Annotated in this window: 15 protein-coding genes; 6 read left to right on the forward strand and 9 right to left on the reverse strand. The window is 69.6% G+C overall.

What is annotated here, in order from left to right:
- From D7X96_RS35335 to D7X96_RS35360, 6 genes are all read right to left on the reverse strand, one after another.
- Positions 1-125, reverse strand: a 125-nt coding sequence (locus tag D7X96_RS35335; protein ID WP_233588040.1) for a GTP-binding protein, incomplete at its 3' end; no start/stop codon positions are given.
- A gap of 139 nt (positions 126-264) precedes the next feature.
- Positions 265-2346 carry an elongation factor G gene (gene fusA / locus D7X96_RS35340; RefSeq protein ID WP_121771729.1) on the reverse strand — a complete coding sequence of 694 codons (2082 nt, stop codon included), beginning with the start codon at positions 2344-2346 and terminating at the stop codon, positions 265-267.
- A gap of 108 nt (positions 2347-2454) precedes the next feature.
- Positions 2455-2925: a 30S ribosomal protein S7 gene (gene rpsG / locus D7X96_RS35345; RefSeq protein WP_014395858.1), complete on the reverse strand. Its 471-nt coding sequence runs from the start codon at positions 2923-2925 to the stop codon at positions 2455-2457.
- A gap of 170 nt (positions 2926-3095) precedes the next feature.
- Positions 3096-3467 (reverse strand): 30S ribosomal protein S12, encoded by a 372-nt coding sequence (gene rpsL, locus D7X96_RS35350; protein WP_014395857.1) that lies wholly within the window; start codon positions 3465-3467, stop codon positions 3096-3098.
- A 168-nt stretch (positions 3468-3635) separates the two neighbouring features.
- The gene (gene rimI, locus D7X96_RS35355) at positions 3636-4130 is read right to left on the reverse strand and encodes a ribosomal protein S18-alanine N-acetyltransferase (RefSeq protein ID WP_121725389.1); all 495 of its coding nucleotides are present in this window, start codon (positions 4128-4130) and stop codon (positions 3636-3638) included.
- A complete protein-coding gene (locus D7X96_RS35360; RefSeq protein WP_121771730.1) occupies positions 4127-4873 on the reverse strand; it encodes a hypothetical protein in 747 nt (248 codons plus the stop codon). The genes rimI and D7X96_RS35360 overlap by 4 nt, the downstream gene beginning before the upstream one ends.
- 108 nt (positions 4874-4981) lie before the next feature.
- Here D7X96_RS35360 and dnaJ point away from each other — a divergent pair, with 108 nt between their 5' ends.
- From dnaJ to D7X96_RS35390, 6 genes are all read left to right on the forward strand, one after another.
- Positions 4982-6166 (forward strand): molecular chaperone DnaJ, encoded by a 1185-nt coding sequence (gene dnaJ / locus D7X96_RS35365; protein ID WP_121771731.1) that lies wholly within the window; start codon positions 4982-4984, stop codon positions 6164-6166.
- Positions 6167-6247: 81 nt separating this feature from the next.
- Positions 6248-6976, forward strand: coding sequence for a HEAT repeat domain-containing protein (locus D7X96_RS35370; protein WP_120552723.1), 729 nt, complete (start codon positions 6248-6250; stop codon positions 6974-6976).
- 126 nt (positions 6977-7102) lie between these two features.
- Positions 7103-8803, forward strand: coding sequence for a hybrid sensor histidine kinase/response regulator (locus D7X96_RS35375; protein ID WP_120552722.1), 1701 nt, complete (start codon positions 7103-7105; stop codon positions 8801-8803).
- A gap of 74 nt (positions 8804-8877) precedes the next feature.
- Positions 8878-10599, forward strand: coding sequence for an arginine--tRNA ligase (gene argS, locus D7X96_RS35380; RefSeq protein ID WP_120552721.1), 1722 nt, complete (start codon positions 8878-8880; stop codon positions 10597-10599).
- A 14-nt stretch (positions 10600-10613) separates the two neighbouring features.
- On the forward strand, positions 10614-13169 hold the full coding sequence (locus D7X96_RS35385) for a 1-acyl-sn-glycerol-3-phosphate acyltransferase (RefSeq protein WP_121724505.1): 2556 nt from the start codon (positions 10614-10616) through the stop codon (positions 13167-13169).
- Positions 13170-13252: 83 nt separating this feature from the next.
- Positions 13253-14428: a type II CAAX endopeptidase family protein gene (locus D7X96_RS35390; RefSeq protein ID WP_233610071.1), complete on the forward strand. Its 1176-nt coding sequence runs from the start codon at positions 13253-13255 to the stop codon at positions 14426-14428.
- A gap of 15 nt (positions 14429-14443) precedes the next feature.
- Here D7X96_RS35390 and D7X96_RS35395 read toward each other — a convergent pair whose 3' ends face one another.
- The 3 genes from D7X96_RS35395 to D7X96_RS35405 form a co-directional block, all read right to left on the reverse strand.
- Positions 14444-14659: a DUF5818 domain-containing protein gene (locus D7X96_RS35395; RefSeq protein WP_120552719.1), complete on the reverse strand. Its 216-nt coding sequence runs from the start codon at positions 14657-14659 to the stop codon at positions 14444-14446.
- Complete coding sequence (locus D7X96_RS35400; protein ID WP_121771732.1) at positions 14656-16470, reverse strand: S8 family serine peptidase; 1815 nt, start codon at positions 16468-16470, stop codon at positions 14656-14658. The genes D7X96_RS35395 and D7X96_RS35400 overlap by 4 nt, the downstream gene beginning before the upstream one ends.
- Positions 16471-16628: 158 nt before the next feature.
- A partial coding sequence (locus tag D7X96_RS35405) for an alpha/beta hydrolase (RefSeq protein WP_502260793.1) occupies positions 16629-16962 on the reverse strand: 334 nt, incomplete at its 5' end.

Here is a 16962-nt window from a genome sequence, read left to right on the forward strand (position 1 = left end):
GCGCCACCGGTCTTCGCCAGCACCTTGGTGATGGCGGCGGTCAGCGACGTCTTGCCGTGGTCCACGTGCCCAATCGTTCCGATGTTCACGTGGGGCAGGCTGCGATCGAACTTTTCCTTGGACATGAACCGCTCCTCACGACGCCGCCGGTGCGACCCCGGCGGTATAGGACTTCTAGAGAACTTCCGAAGGGTGCTGCGTGTGCTTCAAAGCCGCTGGAACGTCAACAGAATTCGCCCGGCGGCTCCCCCTGCGAGCGGGAGGTCAGTAGCTCGGGTTGAGCGCTGACTTGGGCGCCGGTGCGTAGTGCTTGAACTGCATGGTGTAGGTCGCCCTTCCCTGGCTCTTGCTGCGCAGGTCGGTCGAGTACCCGAACATGGCGGCCAGGGGCACCTCCGCCTGGATGGCCTGCACACCGCCAGGCCGGGGCACCATGCCCAAAATCTTTCCGCGCCGGCCGTTCAGGTCACCGATGACGTCGCCCATGGCGGCCTCCGGGGTGACGACCTCCGTGGCCATGATGGGCTCCAGGAGAACCGGGTTCGCCGCGCGGACCGCGTCCTTGAAGGCCATGGAGCCGGCGATCTTGAACGCCATCTCCGACGAGTCCACGTCGTGCATGGAGCCGTCGTAGGCCTCCACCTTCACGTCCACCATGGGGTAGCCGGCGACGGGGCCGTTCTGCATGGCCTCCCTCGCGCCGTCGCGCGCGGCGTCCACGAACTCCTTGGACACGGCACCACCGGCGATGGTGCTGACGAACTCGAAGCCCTTGCCGGGCTCGTTGGGGGACACGCGCAGGTTGATGTGGCCGTACTGCCCCTTGCCACCCGTCTGGCGGATGAACTTGCCCTCCGCCTCCTTCGTCGCCGTCACCGTCTCGCGGTAGGCCACCTGCGGCTTGCCGATGTTCGCGTCCACCTTGAACTCGCGCAGGAGCCGGTCGACGATGATTTCCAGGTGCAGTTCGCCCATGCCGGCGATGAGCGTCTGGCCCGTCTCCTCGTTGGTGCGCACGCGGAAGGACGGGTCCTCCATGGCCAGCCGCTGCAGGGCCTGGATGATCTTGTCCTGGTCCGCGGTGGACTTCGGCTCGATGGCGATGTCGATGACGGGCTCGGGGAACTCCATCCGCTCCAGGACGATCTGCTGCTTGTCGTCACAGAGCGTGTCGCCCGTGGTGGCCAGCTTCAGGCCCACGACCGCGCAGATGTCGCCGGCGTAGCACTCCGTCAGCTCGTCCTTCTTGTCCGCGCGCATCTGCACGAGCCGGCTGACGCGCTCTCGCTTGCCCTTCACGGAGTTCCACACCGCCGTGCCCGCCTCCAGCTTGCCGGAGTAGACGCGCAGGAACGTCAGCGTCTGCGACGAGAAGGACGGGTCGTTCATGATCTTGAACGCCAGCGCGCTGAAGGGCGCGTCGTCGCGGGTCTCGCGGATGGCGTCCTCGCCCTTGGGCGTCTTGCCGTGGATCGGCGGGATCTCCAGCGGGCTGGGCAGGTAGTCCACCACCGCGTCCAGCAGCGGCTGCACGCCCTTGTGGCGGAACGCCGAGCCGCAGAACACCGGGAACAGCTTCAGCCCCACGCAGCCCTTGCGGATGGCGCCGCGGACCTCGTCCTCGGTGAGCTCGTCGCCGTTGAGGAACTTCTCCGTGAGCGCGTCGTCCTGCTCGGCGGCGGCCTCCAGGAGCTCCCCGCGTGCGGCGGTGGCGGCCTCCTGGTACTCCGCCGGGATGTCCACGACTTCGTAGCGGCTGCCCTGCTCCCCGTCCTGGAACACCAGCGCCTTCATGCGGACCAGGTCGATGACGCCCTTGTGCTTGTCCTCGGCACCCAGGGGCAGCTGCATGCGCACGGGGCGCGCGCCCAGCTTCTCCTTGATGGTGCCGACGGACATCTCGAAGTCCGCGCCCACGCGGTCCATCTTGTTGATGAAGCAGATGCGCGGGACCTTGTAGCGGTCCGCCTGGCGCCACACCGTCTCCGACTGCGGCTCGACACCGTTCACCGCGTCGAACACGGTGATGGCGCCGTCGAGCACGCGCAGCGAACGCTCCACCTCGATGGTGAAGTCCACGTGGCCCGGCGTGTCGATGATGTTCACGCGGTAGCGCTGGCCCATCCGCTCCCAGAAGGCGCTGATGGCCGCGGAGGTGATGGTGATGCCGCGCTCGCGCTCCTGGACCATCCAGTCCGTGGTGGTGGTGCCTTCGTGCACCTCGCCCATCTTGTGGATGGCGCCTGTGTAGAACAGGATCCGCTCGGTGGTGGTCGTCTTGCCGGCATCGATGTGCGCCATGATGCCGATGTTGCGGTAGCGCTCGAGGGGGAACTCACGGGCCATGACTCGGTTCCTTCCGGACGTCTGATTGCTTCTGCCAGGGCAGATAAACAAAACCGCCCGGACGCTGGCAGCGCATCCGGGCGGCAACCGCGAAGCCCCTGACGGGACCTACCAGCGGTAGTGAGCGAAGGCCTTGTTGGCTTCCGCCATCTTGTGCGTGTCTTCACGCTTCTTCACCGCGTTACCGCGGTTGTTGGCGGCGTCCATGATCTCGCCGGCCAGCTTCTCCTGCATGGTCTTCTCACCGCGCGCCTTGGCGTAGGAGATGATCCAGCGCATGCCCAGCGCGACGCGGCGGTCCTGACGGACCTCCACGGGGACCTGGTAGGTGGCGCCACCGACGCGGCGGCTCTTCACCTCGAGGACGGGCTTGACGTTGTCCAGGGCCTTCTTGAACGTCTTGAGGGGGTCTTCCTTCGCGCGCTCCTCCATGAGGGCAAAGGCGCCGTAGCAAACGCCTTCCGCGATGGACTTCTTACCCTTGCGCATCAGGTCGTTGACGAACTTGGTGACGAGCCGGTCCTGGAACTTCGGATCCGGGAGAATCTTCCGCTTGGCGACTACGCGACGACGAGGCATCTCTTCCCTTACGCCCCACTCTCCTCGCCTGGAGGAAAGCCTTGTTCGGGGGCTTCAAGAACGACTGCTGGGAACTTCCAGGGACACTCCCCAGGGTGTGGGGCCAGCGTCCGACACTTCTTCAGGGACAGCGAAGGTGTTCCGCGCCAACGACGCGCGGGAGAACCGGACTAGCTGGGGCGCTTGGCGCCGTACTTGGAGCGGCTCTGCTTGCGACCGGCAACGCCCACGGAGTCCAGCGTGCCGCGGATGATGTGGTAGCGAACGCCCGGGAGGTCCTTCACACGGCCACCACGGATCATGACCACCGAGTGCTCCTGGAGGTTGTGACCCACGCCGGGGATGTAGGAAGTCACCTCGATGCCGTTGGTGAGACGCACGCGGGCCACCTTGCGGAGGGCCGAGTTCGGCTTCTTCGGGGTCGTGGTGTAGACGCGCGTGCAAACACCGCGCTTCTGGGGGCACTCCTTCAGGGCAGGGCTCTTGCCCTTGATGTTGAGCTTCTCGCGGCCCTTGCGGACGAGCTGGCTGATGGTCGGCACTGAAACCTCTTCTTCGTGGGAACCCCGCGTCCGGCTACACGAAAGCGGAGCATATCTACCTACAGGCTACACAAAAGGCCCGCGAGTATAGGGAGGGCCCCCCGGGTGTCAAGCATGGCTTGACCCCAGGACTACGACAACGGGCGGACGCTCTACTCCCTTACGGCCCTAGAAGTCGAGGACCATCACGATCGCGTCCTCGCCCTCGTCGACGTAGTAGTTCGGGCGGATGCCGACCGGCCGGAAGCCCAGCGAGCGGTAGAGGTTGAGGGCGGATTCGTTGCCCCGGCGCACCTCCAGGGTGGCCAGGGAGCAGCGGCGGGCCACGCCCCGGCGGAGCACCTCCTCCATCACGGTGCGCGCGACGCCCCGGCGGCGGTGCACGGGGGCCGTGGCGACGTTGAGGACGTGGACCTCGTCGTGGACGATCCAGAAGATGGCCAGGCCCAGGAGGTCCACGCCGCCTTCGGCCTTGGGCTCCTCCACGAGGAGGATGGTGGACCAGTCGTGCTGGAGCTCGCGCCCGAGCAGCTCCGTGGACCAGGGGTTCTTGAAGGACGCCTTCTCCAGCGCCATCACCGCCGGCATGTCGTCCACGGTCATCTGCCGGATGAGGAAGCCCTTCCCCTTGTCGGGCGTCCCGTCCTCCCGCAGCCGTCTCATCGCCGTGCCTCCCGCGCGAAGGGCGCCACCCGCCGCACCTGCGCCGACCTGCGTACTTCAGCCAGGGCCTGGGCCGCCAGCTCTCCGTAGCGCGCCCGGACCAGCTCCTCGCGGATGGCCGTGCGCGCCGCCTGGTCGAACTCACCGGGGTACAGGTCCCGGTGCGCGTCATAGTGGTGACGGACCTCCGCCTCGCTTACCTGAGCCTTCAACCGGACCCGACTGTCGAGGATTCGTTCCGCGCGAAGGCCCCTCGCCAGCACGGCCTCCAGGGCGTCCCGGTCCACGCCGTGCCGGTCCAGGAAGCGCTGGAGTGCCTCCTGCCCACCCAGCCGCGCCCGGAGGGCGTCCAGCCGGGCCTCCACCTCCGCCGGTTCGGCCGGGAAGGCCTGCAGGCGGTCCGCGCTCAGGACCTGGAGGCGCTGGTTGATGGACAGCTCCAGGGCCCCCCGCAGCGTCTGTTCATCCAGCGGCTGGGCGGCGGCCTGCACGGCCCCCCTCTGGATCAGCGCCACCCGGGCCTCCATCTCCAGCTCGCTCTGGGTGAGGACCTGACCCTCGATGACCGCCACGACGCGGTCCACCACCCTGCCCTGCTCCACCGCGGGAGCGGGCGGAGGGGGGGCGGCGTGGGCGGTCACCCCGGACCCCAGGACCGTTGCCAGTGCGGCGGGGAGCAGCGCACACCCCAGCCACAGGGGGGCCTTCCGGCGGGCGCGCGGTGCTGGGGTGGCCTTCCTCATCTTGCGGCGACTGTAACCATCGCGGCCCTGTCCGGACATCCCGTGCTGGCGCTCACCGCCCCGCTGGTTACGTTCTCCCTTGTCGGGTACTGCACGACCTCAAAAACTATGGCGGACGACTACTACCAGATTCTGGGCGTGCCCCGGACGGCCTCGGCGGACGAGCTCAAGAAGGCCTTCCGGAAGCTGGCGCGCCAGCACCACCCGGACGTCAACCCTGGCGACAAGGGGGCGGAGGAGAAGTTCAAGCGCATCAACACCGCCTTCGAGGTGCTGGGAGACCCGAAGAAGCGCGCGCTCTACGACGAGTTCGGCGAGGACGCGGAGAAGATCGGCTTCGACGAGAAGAAGGCCGCGGCCTACCGCCAGTACCGCGCCGCCCAGGCGGCCGGGGGCAGCGGGGGCGGAGGCATCCCCTTCAGCACCGAGGGCGTGGACCTGGGGGACCTCTTCAACGACATCTTCGGCCGCGCGGGCGCGGGCGGTGGGGGTGGCGGCGGCTTCGACATCAACGACCTCTTCGGCCGGGGCCGGGGCGGCAGCCGGTCCACGGCGGCCGAGCGCGGCGACGATTTGACGACCCGCGTGCAGGTGTCTCTGGCGGAGGCCGTCACCGGCACCGAGCGCACGCTGACGCTCCAGCGGCCGGGCCGCTGCTCCAAGTGCCATGGCGAGGGCAACACGGGGAAGCTCGTGACGTGCCCCACCTGCAACGGCACGGGCCGGGCCCGGCGGGGCGGCGCCATGTTCGGTGGATCCGGCGTGTGCCCCACCTGCCGCGGCAGCGGGAAGGCCCCGGAGCCCTGTTCGCAGTGCGGCGGCAGCGGCATCAAGGAGGAGACGACCCGGCTGACGGTGAAGATTCCGGCGGGCGTCGTCACGGGCTCCAAGGTGCGGCTGGCCGGCCAGGGCGCGGCGGGCATCCAGGGGGGCCCTCCGGGAGACCTCTACATCGAGACGGAGGTCGCCGAGCATCCGCTGGTGCGCCGCGAGGGCGACGACCTCTACCTGGACCTACCGGTGACGGTGTCCGAGGCGCTGCTGGGCGGCGAGGTGCGCGTGCCTACCTTCCAGGGGGAGGTCACCCTGAAGGTGCCGCCGGGGTCCCAGTCCGGCCGCAAGATGCGGCTCAAGGGGCGCGGCGTCCCGTCGCTCCGGGGCGGCGCTCCGGGCGACATGTACCTGTTGCTCCAGGTGAAGGTCCCCGAGGAGGCCACGGACGAGGTCCGGGCCGCCGCGCAGACGCTGGCGCGGGCCTACCGGGGCGACGTGCGCCGGGAGCTTGCGTTGTAGTTGTCGTTGCCACTTGTCCTGGAAGGCGCACCGTCCTACATGGCGCCTCCACTCTTCCGAATCCGGAGCGGGTACGTACCTATGGGTCTCTTTGATTTCCTCACGGGCGGCTCGGGCCCCGAAAAAGCCCTCAAGCTCAAGTCCAAGGTGACCCAGAAGTACGGGGAGCCGTCCACGCGACAGAAGGCCCTTCAGCAGCTGGGGGAGATGAAATTCCCCGAGGCCGTCACGGTGCTGCTCAGCCGGTTCACCATCACCGTGGACCCGCTCACCACCGACGCGGACGAGAAGGAACACACCTTCGAGCTGATCAAGAACTTCGGCCAGGACGCCGTCGAGCCGGTGTCCGCCTTCCTGAAGTCGAGCGATCAGGCCACGTCCTGGTCGCTGCGCATCCTCCAGGAACTGCTGGCCGAGGACGCGCTGATGGGCGTCATCACGGACACGCTCCAGCACCTGTCCTCCCGCTACACGCGCGACCCGGAGAAGAAGGTCGTGCTGCTCCACCACGTGCAGGGCAAGCAGGACCCGCGCGTGGGCCCGGCCGTCCTCCCCTTCCTGGAGGACATGTCCGACGACGTGAAGATCGCCGCCATCAACATCCTGGGGCCCCTGAAGTACGAGCCGGCGCGCGAGCCCCTCCTCAAGCTGCTCACCTCCGAGGACACCGCACGCCGCGTGCAGACCGTGGCGCTGGCGGCCCTGGCGGAGAGCGGCTTTGCCGTGCAGGGCTACCAGGACAAGGTGCAGGCCGCCCTCGTGGAGCCCTACAGCCTGTCCAACGACGGCCGCATCCAGCGCCGGCCCTGAGTCGACCCTGGACCCAGGCCGGTGGGGCTGGGGGGCTGTCGGGCACCTGACACGCTCGGCGTTGGTGGAGGGCACCGGGCTCTGGTGCGGTTCCCTCCCACGCGAGACATGAAGCAGGATTCACCCGTGCCATCGAAGAAGAAGGGTCCGCAGCTCGCAGAGGTGGTTCTTCTGCGCCCCGCCACCACCGCGAAGAAGGCTCCACCGAAGCGCGCGGCGAAACCGCCGCCCCCGGTGGACACCGATAGCGCCGCCCAGGCCCTGCTGGAGATGGGCCGGCAGCTCACCGACAACGCGGGCCCCACCGAGGCCCTGCGCGCGCAGCTGCAGACGCTCCACACGCTGCTCAAGCCGAAGGTCTGCTACGTCGCGCGCCACTTCCCGTCGCGCAACCAGCTGCACGTGGAGCACGTGCGCGGGCGCTACGACGAGCGCGTCACCGCCGCAGTCCCCGGTGAGGGCGTGGTGGGCCGGTGTTTCACCGACAAGGTGCTCCTGCGCGAGGACGACACCGTCGCCGTGCCCCTGGAGGGGCCGCAGGGCGTGACGGGCGTGCTCGTGGTGCTGGGCGCGCGCCGCAAGGCGTCCGACGTGCTGATGCAGTCGCTGGCGTCCCAGCTCACCGCCGCCTACGAGGTGGCCCGGCTGCGCGACGACAGCGCCCGGCGCAACAAGGACCTGCAGACGGCCATCGCGGGCTTGAAGAGCCTGGAGCAGAACCGCGAGGAGCTGCTCGGCAACGTGTCCCATGACTTGAAGAACCCGCTCACCACCATCAAGGCCTACCTGGCCATGCTGGGCCGGGAGAAGCTGGGCGCGCTGACGGACGGACAGCGCCGCGCGGTGCAGATCTGCGACCGGAACGCGGACCGGCTGCTCCAGCAGGTGAATGACCTGGTGCTGATGTCCCGGCTGTCGTCCGGGAAGATGCAGCTCAACCAGCGCCCCTTCGGCCTCAAGGCCGTGGCGGAAGAGGTGGTGCGGGGGCTGGGCGCGGTGGCGGAGCACAGCCGCGTGCGCGTGGTGATTCCTCCCTGCCCGGAGGTGTTCGTCCGCGGCGACCGCGAGCGCATCTCCGAGGCCATCCACAACCTGGTGGAGAACGGCATCCATCACAGCGAGACGGACGACGTCGTCGAGGTGAGCGTGTCCTCCAGCGAGGGGCTGGGCATCCTCACCGTGAAGGACTCAGGCCAGGGCATGACGGCGGAGGCCCTGGAGCACGTCTTCGATTCGTTCTACCGCGCGCAGCCGGGCATGCCCCGTCCGCCGGGCACGGGCCTGGGCCTGCCGCTCGTCGCGAAGATCGTCGCGCTGCACGGCGGCCGCGTGGACGCCACCAGCGTGCTGGGCGAGGGCAGCACGTTCCAGATGGTCCTCCCCCTGTTCGCGAGCGCGGTGAGCGCTCCGGACGTGAACCAGGCGGCGCCCAAGGCGGGCGGCATCCTCCTGGTGGAGGACGACGTGGACTGCCGCGAGGTGCTGGAGCAGGTGCTGGAGCAGGAGGGCTACCGGGTGATGGCCACCTCCGGCGCCGCCGAGGCGCGCTCCATCCTGTCCCACATCCGGCCGGCCATGGTGCTGCTGGACCTGCGGCTGTCCGGGGAGGACGGCCGGTCCGTGCTCCACTACATCCGCACCACGGAGTCGCTGGCGGACGTGGTCGTCTACATCATCTCCGGCGCGAGCGACGTCGCGTCCCTCACCTCGGGTGAAGGGCCGGATCGCATCGACGGGTACTTCGAGAAGCCGCTGAAGCTGCCCAAGCTGCTGGACACCGTGGCCTCGGTGGTGCGCCCCAAGAGCCGCGGCCCCGCCGTGCCCTGAACAACGCTCCGGCGCCTTCCCCACAGAAGAGGTGGATGGAAGGCGCCCCGCCTTGGGTAGTATCCGCGCGGTCCATGAGCACTTCTGTCTATTCCCGCTACCGCGCCGCGTTCGCCCAGGCCCTCGCCGGGGCCCTGGGTGTCCCCGCCGCTGACATCGAGCCCCAGGTCAAGCCCGCGGAACCCGCGCACGGCGACCTGAGCTTCGCCACCTTCCCTCTCGCCAAGGCGCAGAAGAAGGCGCCCCCCGCCATCGCCGCGCAGCTCGCGCAGACGCTCCAGGTCCCGGGCCTGGAGGTGAAGGCCGTGGGCCCGTACGTCAACGCGCGCTTCCTCCCCCTCCCCTTCACGCAGGAGATCATCGACGGCGTGCGCAAGGCGGGGCTCGCCTACGGCAGCGACGCGGAGGACGGCAAGGGCAAGACGGTGGTCATCGACTACTCGTCGCCCAACATCGCCAAGCCCATTGGCTTCCACCACATCCGCACCACGTTCCTGGGCCACTGCATCGCGAACCTGTACCGCGCGCTGGGCTGGCGCGTGGAGGGCATCAACTACCTGGGTGACTGGGGCAAGCAGTTCGGCCTCGTGGCCGTGGGCTTCCAGGAGTTCGGCAAGGAGGAACTCCGGGAGGACATGGCGCACCTGGTCCAGGTCTACGTGCAGGCCAACAAGCGCGCCGGTGAGGATCCCGCCTTCGACGAGAAGGCCCGCGAGTTCTTCCGCCGCATGGAGGCCGGTGATCCGGAGGCGATGAAGCTCTGGAACCAGTTCCGGGAGACGAGCCTCAAGGGCTTCAAGCGCGTCTACGCGCGCATGGGCATCGACTTCGAGCACATCGAGGGTGAGAGCCGCTACCAGGGCAAGATGGACGCGGTCATTGATCAGATCGCGAAGAAGCCCGGCGTGAAGGAGTCCCAGGGCGCCATCATCGTGGACATGCCCTACGCGGACGGCGAGCCGCCCGTGCTGCTCAAGAAGAACGACGGCAGCACGCTCTACGCCACGCGCGACCTGGCCGCCGCCGAGGACCGCCACGCGCGCTTCAACTTCGACAAGTCGCTCTACGTCGTCGCGCAGGACCAGGCGCTGCACTTCCGCCAGGTGTTCCGCACCCTGAAGGAGATGGGGCAGCCGTGGGCGGACAAGTGCGTGCACGTGCCGTTCGGCCGCATCCACGGCATGAGCACGCGCAAGGGCCAGGTGGTGGAGCTGGATCAGGTCCTGGACGAGGCGAAGGAGCGCGTGCTCCAGCGCGTGAAGGAGAACATCGCGCAGGGCAACCTGGAGACGGCCGACGCGGACGCGCTGGCGGAGCAGATTGGCCTGGGCGCCATCGTCTTCGGCGACCTGAAGCACAACCGCGCCAGCGATTACACGTTCGACTGGGACGAAGTGACGAGCCTGGAGGGGCACACGGGGCCCTATCTCCAGTACGCGCATGCCCGTTGCGCGAACGTGCTGCGCAGGGGCGGCGGCGTGCCCACGGCCTATGATCCGGCGCTGCTCACGCTCCCGGAGGAGCAGGCCCTGGTTCGCGAGCTGATGCGGCTGCCGGACACGGTGAAGGCGGCGGCGGAGCAGTACGAGCCCAGCCTGGTGGCCCGACTGCTGTTGGACGTGGCGGCGGCGTACAGCCGCTACTACACGGCCGGTAACAAGGACCGCGACAAGCGCATCCTCGTGGAGGGGAATGACGCGGTGCGCGCGGCACGGCTGGCGCTGACGGACGCGACGCGTATCACGCTGGCGGCGGGGCTCACCTTGCTGGGCATCCCGACGCCGGAGAACATGTAGCCTGGGGGGCTGCGATGGACACCGCGCTGGCGCACACCGCGACGCAAGGAGAAACCTTGAAGGAGGAATTCGGTCCCATGTCCCGGGTGCTCGGGGCTCGGTACTTCGACGGGGTGCATTTCCCGCCAGAGGCCGAGAACGAGCTGCGCGCGCTCAGCGCCCGGGGCTTCGTGGTGCACGTCATGCGCACCACGGCGTGGATCAACTTCCTCTACATCGCGTGGGCCATGGTCCGCCGGGCCATGCCGCCCATCCGCGCGGTGGTGAACCTGCGGCCGTGGTTCACCAAACCCTGGCGCCAGACGGCGCAGGGCGGCGCGGTGGAGGAGCGCTTCCGCTACGCCCGCGAGCAGGGCGGCAGCGGCCTGGTGTTCCTGCGCCGCACGGCGCTCCTGCACGCCTCCGGCAAGGAGACGCGCGAGGACCCCTTCCCGGAGCTGGTGCGGCTGGCGCGCGGCTCCGAGCGCCCGGTGTTCCTGGTGCCGGAGCTGTTCGTCTGGGAGAAGCGCCCCGCGAAGCTCAAGCCGGGCTGGCGTGACGCGCTGTTCGGAAGCCCGGAGGCGCCGGGCTTCGTGCACTCGATGGTGGCGTTCTTCCGCAACTACAAGCGCGCGCAGTTCCGCGTGGGAGAGCCCATCGACCTGCGCAAGTTCATCGAGGAGAACCCGGGCGTCAGCGACGAGGTGCTGGCGCGCAAGGTGCGCAGCACGCTGCACGTGTTCCTGGCGCGGGAGACGCGCGCGGTGTTCGGCCCGCCGCAGAAGCCCACGGACCGGCTCATTGAAGAGACGCTGCGCGACCGGCAGCTGCGCAAGGTGCTGGACGAGCACGCCGCCGCCACGGGCCGCAAGCCGTCCAGCGTGTACCGCGAGGCCCAGCGCAACCTGGAGGCCATCGCGGCCAAGCCCAATCCGTCCGTGCTGGCGCTCATCGCGCCAATGCTGGAGTGGGTGTTCAACCGCATCTACGACGGCATCGGCGTGGACGAAGCCGGGCTGCACCGCGCGCTCAAGGCCGCGGGCAAGGCGCCGGTGGTGCTCTGCCCCAGCCACAAGAGCCACGTGGACTACCTGGTGATGAGCTGGGTGCTCTGGAACCGGGGCTACACCGCGCCGCTCGTCGCCGCAGGCGCGAACCTGTCCTTCTGGCCCCTGGGCCCGCTGTTCCGCCGCTGCGGCGCGTTCTTCCTGCGCCGGTCGTTCAAGGGCGACAAGGTCTACGCCGCGTCCTTCAAGGCGTACATCAAGAAGCTGGTGCACGACGGCATCCACCAGGAGTTCTTCCCGGAGGGCGGTCGCTCGCGCACGGGCAAGCTGCTGACGCCCAAGCTGGGCATGCTCACGTGGCAGGTGGAGGCGGTGCTGGACGGCGCGCGCAACGACCTCTACTTCGTGCCCGTCTCCATCGACTACGAGAAGGTCGTGGAGTCGGACAGCTACTCCAAGGAGCTGGCCGGCGGTGAGAAGAAGCCGGAGGACCTGAAGGCGCTGTTGAGCGCGCCCAAGGTGCTGGCGGCGCGCTACGGCCGCATCCACCTCACCTTCGACGAGCCGCTGTCGCTGGTGGAGTTCATGAAGGCGCGTGGCCTGTCGCCGCAGGAGCCGGTGACGGACGATCAGAAGAAGGGCCTGGTGCGCGCGCTGGGCAACCGCGTGATGTACGGCATCAGCAAGGTCTCCACCGTCACGCCGCACGCGCTGGTGAGCGCGTCGCTCCTGGCCCACCGCCGGCGCGGCCTCACGCAGCGCGAGCTCACGGACCGGATCAGCCTGCTGCGCCGCATCGCCGAAGAGGATGGCGCGCGGCTTTCCAAGGAGCTGGCCAACGCGCCGAGCAACCCGGAGACGCTGGGCCCCATCCAGGACGCGATGCGTGAGTTCATCTCCGACGAGATGGTGCGCACGCAGGAGGCGCGCGGCGAGGTCAGCTACCAGGTGGAGGACTCGCGCCGCCCGGAGATGTCCTTCTACAAGAACACGCTGATGAACCTGATGGCCGCGCGCAGCCTGGTGGCCAACGCGCTGCTCGCGGGCACGCCCGCGCCGTACGACACCGTGAAGGCCCGCGCGCTGTTCCTGTCGCGCCTCTTCAAGGTGGAGTTCATCTACCGGGTGGGCGCGTCGTTCGACACCATCTTCGCCGAGTGCGTGGAGCGGCTCGTGCGCATGGGCCTGGTCATCCATGAGGGCGACACGCTCACGCGCGCGCCGGAGGCCCACGCCCAGCCGGACCTGGAGTTCCTGGCGGACCTGCTGCGCGACTTCCTGGAGGCCTACCTGCTGGCCGCCATGACGTTGCCGGACGTGGCCGCGGGCGTGGCCACCGACCGCAAGACGTTCGTCAAGCTGGCGCTGGAGACGGGGCGCGGCGAGTACAACGCCGGCCGCATCACCGCCGCCGAGTCGCTGGCGAAGACGACGCTGGAGAACGCGGTGGAGTACCTGATGGACCAGCGCATCCTCGTGGAAGAGGACAAGAAGCTGCGGCTGGGGGACACGGCCTCGGCGGCGGAGCTGCCCCGGAAGAACCCGCTCGCGGAGCAGATCCGCGGCTACCTCCACCGGGCCTGACGCAGCTTCCTCGTAGCGCCTCGAAGCGAACGCGGCACCCCACCCCTCTCCGTCTTCACGGAGAGGGGGCAGGAGACGACACGGTGGACGAAGCCTCCCCTTCCAGCGACCCGCGGCCGGCGGAGGCCCCCGCGCCGCTGTCGCCGCCCCACCCCGTGCTCGCCGCGGCCCTGGCCTTTGGCCTCTTCCTGACGGTGGGCGCCGTCACCCAGCTGCTCAACCCCGCCTTCGGGGTGTGGTTCACGGAGGTGTTCCTCTTCCTGGGCCTCGCGTGGATCATGCTGCGCCGCTCGGGGTACCGGCCCGCCGTGTACGCGGGCCTCACGCCGTTCCTGGGCCCGGCCACCCTGTTCGGCTTCCTGCTGGGCGTGGCGAACTTCGTCGGCGTGGTGGTGCCCGTGCAGTTCCTCGCGCAGCAGGTGGCCCCCTCGTGGCTGCGTGAGATGTTCGACGCCTCGCGCCTCTTCGAAGGGCAGTCGCCGGTGGAGCTGGCGCTGCTCCTGGGCGGCGTGTCCGTGGCCGCGCCCCTGTGCGAGGAGTTCTTCTTCCGCGGCCTCTTCCAGAAGTCCCTGACGCCGCCGGCGCCCGCGTCCCCCTGGCGCGCGCTGATCATCTCGTCCGTGGTGTTCAGCGCGTTCCACCTGGATCCGGTGGGCTTCCTTGCTCGCGCGGAGCTGGGGCTGCTGTTCGGCTGGCTCTTCTGGCGCACCGGCTCGCTGTGGCCGGGCATCGCGGCGCACGCGGCCAACAACATCGTGTCGTCGGCGCTGTTCCTCATCGCCACGCACTCGGGGCTCGCGAAGGACGGGGGCTCGGACGACGTGACGGACTGGCGCGCCGTGCTGGGGCTGGCGCTGGTGGGCTGGAGCGCGCTCCTGGGCCTGCGCGCCGCGTCCCGGCACTTCCCGTCCGTCTGGGGACGCGGCACGCCGCCAGGCGACGAGGAGGTGCGCGCGACGAAGCCCGTGCCCCTCTTCGCCGTGCAGCTCTTGCCCTGGGTGACGGCGGCCACGCTGTCGCTCGTCGGACTGGGGCTCGTGGACGGGCGCGGCGTGTCCCTGAGCGTCTACGACGTGCAGCACCCGGTGGAGCCGCTGCCCAAGGACGCCGACCCCGCGCTCCAGGCCGAGCGCAAGGCCATGCGGCAGCTTCGCGATGCCGCGCGCCGGGGCCAGGTGCCCATGGAGGCCTATGAAGAAGAGCGCCTCCGGATGTCGGAGGCCTATGGCCCCGGCAAGAAGAGCAAGCCCCGCCGCTGAGGGCGGGGCCCTGCTTCAGTCCGCCTTGTACGACGTGACGTGGAACACCGGCCCCACCATGGCGGCGGTGACGGCGTCGCGCTGGATGCTGCCCTCGGCGGAGATGCGCTGACCGTCCTTCTTGATCTTCCGGTCACCGCCCGCCAGCTGGTACGTGCGGCCGTCGTCGGCCTTCAGGACCCACACGCCGCCCTCCAGGTCCTGGTACTGCACCGTGCCGGAGAGCTTCATGCGTCCTCCCGCTTGAGCATCGCGCGGGCGATGACGAGGCACACCACCGTGTTGAAGCCCAGCCACGGCTTCGCCAGGAACGTGAAGGGCATCCACGCCAGCGCCGGAGCGCCCACCCACGCCGCGTAGGCCAGGAAGCCCGCGAAGCCCAACGCCAGGCCGCCTACCGCCGGACGGAAGCCCCGCCACGCGATGGCCGGCAACGACAGCACCAGGGGGATGAGCGCGCTGTAGAACAGCGGGTTCACCGCGCCACGGCCGAAGATGATCCGCTGCCAGTCCGGGATGGGCAGCGACGCCACGCCCACCACGTCCTGGGCCGCGCCCGCCGCGCCCGCGAACCACGTGCGCAGGAAGAAGAAGCCCACCGTGGAGAGCACCAACGGCACGAGGAACGCCGGGCGGAAGAACACGTTGAGGTAGCCCGGGCGCTCGCGGCCGCGCAGCGTGAGCAGCACCAGCGCGAGCAGCGCCGCGGCCCAGGCCAACGGCTGCCACCGGGGTGAGCCGCCCTGGAAGGCCTGCAGCGACGCGTTGGCGTTGAGGACGCCGTGGCCGTACTCCTCCGACCAGGCCTGGTCCCCCGCCGCCCTGGCGCCCGCGTAGAGCGCCTGCTCCACCTCGTCCGGCGTGCTGGCACCCGCGCCGTAGAGCATCGCGGCGACGGCGGCCACGTGCGGCGCGGCCATGCTGGTGCCCTGGTACCAGGCGTAGATGGAGCGCGCCGGGTCACGCGGGTCGATGGTGTTCTGCAGGATGCCGCCCGTGTCGCCCCGGCTCTTGTCACCACCGGGCGCCGCGATGTCCAGCTCCTTGCCGTAGGACGAGTATGGCGCGCGCGTGCCGGACGGGCCCACCGCGCTCACCGCCACCGCGCCCGGGTACGCCGCGGGGAACTCCACCCGGCCCCGGCCGGTGTTGCCCGCCGCGGCCACCACGGTGACGCCCTTCTTGCGCGCGTACTCCACCGCGCTGGCCATGACCTGCGAGTACAGGCCGCCGCCCAGCGACATGTTGATGACCTTCGCGTCGTGGTCCGCCGCGAAGCGGATGGCGTCCGCGATGTCCGCGGAGGTGCCGCTGCCGAAGTGGTTCAGCACCTTGAGGGGCATCAGCGTCGCGTCGAACGCCACGCCCGCCACGCCCTCGCCGTTGTTGGTGGCCTGCGCGATGGTGCCCGCCACGTGCGTGCCGTGGCCGTGGTCGTCGTTGGCGTGCTCGTCGTCGTTGACGAAGTCATAGCCCTTCACGAACGACACGCCCTTCAGGTCCGGCACCTGCTTGAAGTCGTCGTGGTCCTCGTAGGCGATGCCCGTGTCGATGACCGCCACCACCACGCCCTTGCCCCGGTTGCCGTCCCAGGCCTTCGGCATGTCGATCATCCGGAGGTTCCACTGGGACTCGTACTGGGGATCGTTCGGCGTGTAGCTGGTGCGCACCTGCATGAGCGGCTCGGCGGACTCCACCGCCGGGTTCTGGCGGATGCGCTGGAGCACGTCCTCCACGTCGTCCACGCCCACCGCCAGCGTGACGCCCGTCTGGGGGCCCTCCACGGAGTTGAACTCCAGGTCCACGCCCCACTCCTGCTCCCAGGCATCGAACTGCTCCTTCGTGGTGCCGTCCTTGAAGTCCACCACGATGGCGCCGGACACCACGTCGTCCGAGCCCTCCGCCACCGCCCGGGCCACCTCCGCCTCCGCCGCCGCCAGGTCCTGCCCGGCCGGGGCTTCCGGCTCCCGCGACGCGGAAGCGCACGCCGAGGCCGACAGGGCCAGCGCCGCGAGAACCACGTTCCATCGCCTCATCCGCATCGGGACACTCCTTGAACGAAGACGCCTCGAAGACCCACTACGAACGCACGGCGGGACGATTGGGTCTGCGCTTCCAGTCTGTCCGCCCCCCGGCCGGCCGTGCAAGGCGCCGGGGTTGAAGAAACGTGAAGAAGTCCAACGGTTTGCACGCCAACGCCCTACCCGCCAGACAGGCGCTGGAGCCACGCCGCCGCCGCCCGCCCCACCTGGGGAAGGTTGCGATGGAAGGTCGCCCCGGCATCGTCGACGACCTCTAAGTCGCCCCCCGCCTCCGCGACAGCGGCGGCCAGCGCCGCCCGGGGCACCCGGGTGTCCTGCGCCCCCACAATCACCAGCAGCGGACACGACAGTCGCACGAGCGACAGGGGGTCCACATCCGGCGCCACCAGACACAGTCCGCCCACGGCCGGGTGCCGCTCCTGGAGCGCCAGCGCCACCCGGGCCCCGCCGTACAGCGACGCCACCGCCAGCGCGGACGTGCCCGCGTTCTCC

Source organism: Corallococcus interemptor (genome assembly GCF_003668875.1).
Lineage (GTDB): Bacteria > Myxococcota > Myxococcia > Myxococcales > Myxococcaceae > Corallococcus > Corallococcus interemptor.

What these genes read in the sequence shown, in the direction of transcription:
- fusA (WP_121771729.1), bottom strand. Translation starts at nt 2,346, where the DNA reads ATGGCCCGTGAGTTCCCCCTCGAGCGCTACCGCAACATCGGCATCATG.
- rpsG (WP_014395858.1), bottom strand. Translation starts at nt 2,925, where the DNA reads ATGCCTCGTCGTCGCGTAGTCGCCAAGCGGAAGATTCTCCCGGATCCG.
- rimI (WP_121725389.1), bottom strand. Translation starts at nt 4,130, where the DNA reads ATGAGACGGCTGCGGGAGGACGGGACGCCCGACAAGGGGAAGGGCTTC.
- D7X96_RS35360 (WP_121771730.1), bottom strand. Translation starts at nt 4,873, where the DNA reads ATGAGGAAGGCCACCCCAGCACCGCGCGCCCGCCGGAAGGCCCCCCTG.
- dnaJ (WP_121771731.1), top strand. Translation starts at nt 4,982, where the DNA reads ATGGCGGACGACTACTACCAGATTCTGGGCGTGCCCCGGACGGCCTCG.
- D7X96_RS35370 (WP_120552723.1), top strand. Translation starts at nt 6,248, where the DNA reads ATGGGTCTCTTTGATTTCCTCACGGGCGGCTCGGGCCCCGAAAAAGCC.
- argS (WP_120552721.1), top strand. Translation starts at nt 8,878, where the DNA reads ATGAGCACTTCTGTCTATTCCCGCTACCGCGCCGCGTTCGCCCAGGCC.
- D7X96_RS35385 (WP_121724505.1), top strand. Translation starts at nt 10,614, where the DNA reads ATGGACACCGCGCTGGCGCACACCGCGACGCAAGGAGAAACCTTGAAG.
- D7X96_RS35395 (WP_120552719.1), bottom strand. Translation starts at nt 14,659, where the DNA reads ATGAAGCTCTCCGGCACGGTGCAGTACCAGGACCTGGAGGGCGGCGTG.
- D7X96_RS35400 (WP_121771732.1), bottom strand. Translation starts at nt 16,470, where the DNA reads ATGCGGATGAGGCGATGGAACGTGGTTCTCGCGGCGCTGGCCCTGTCG.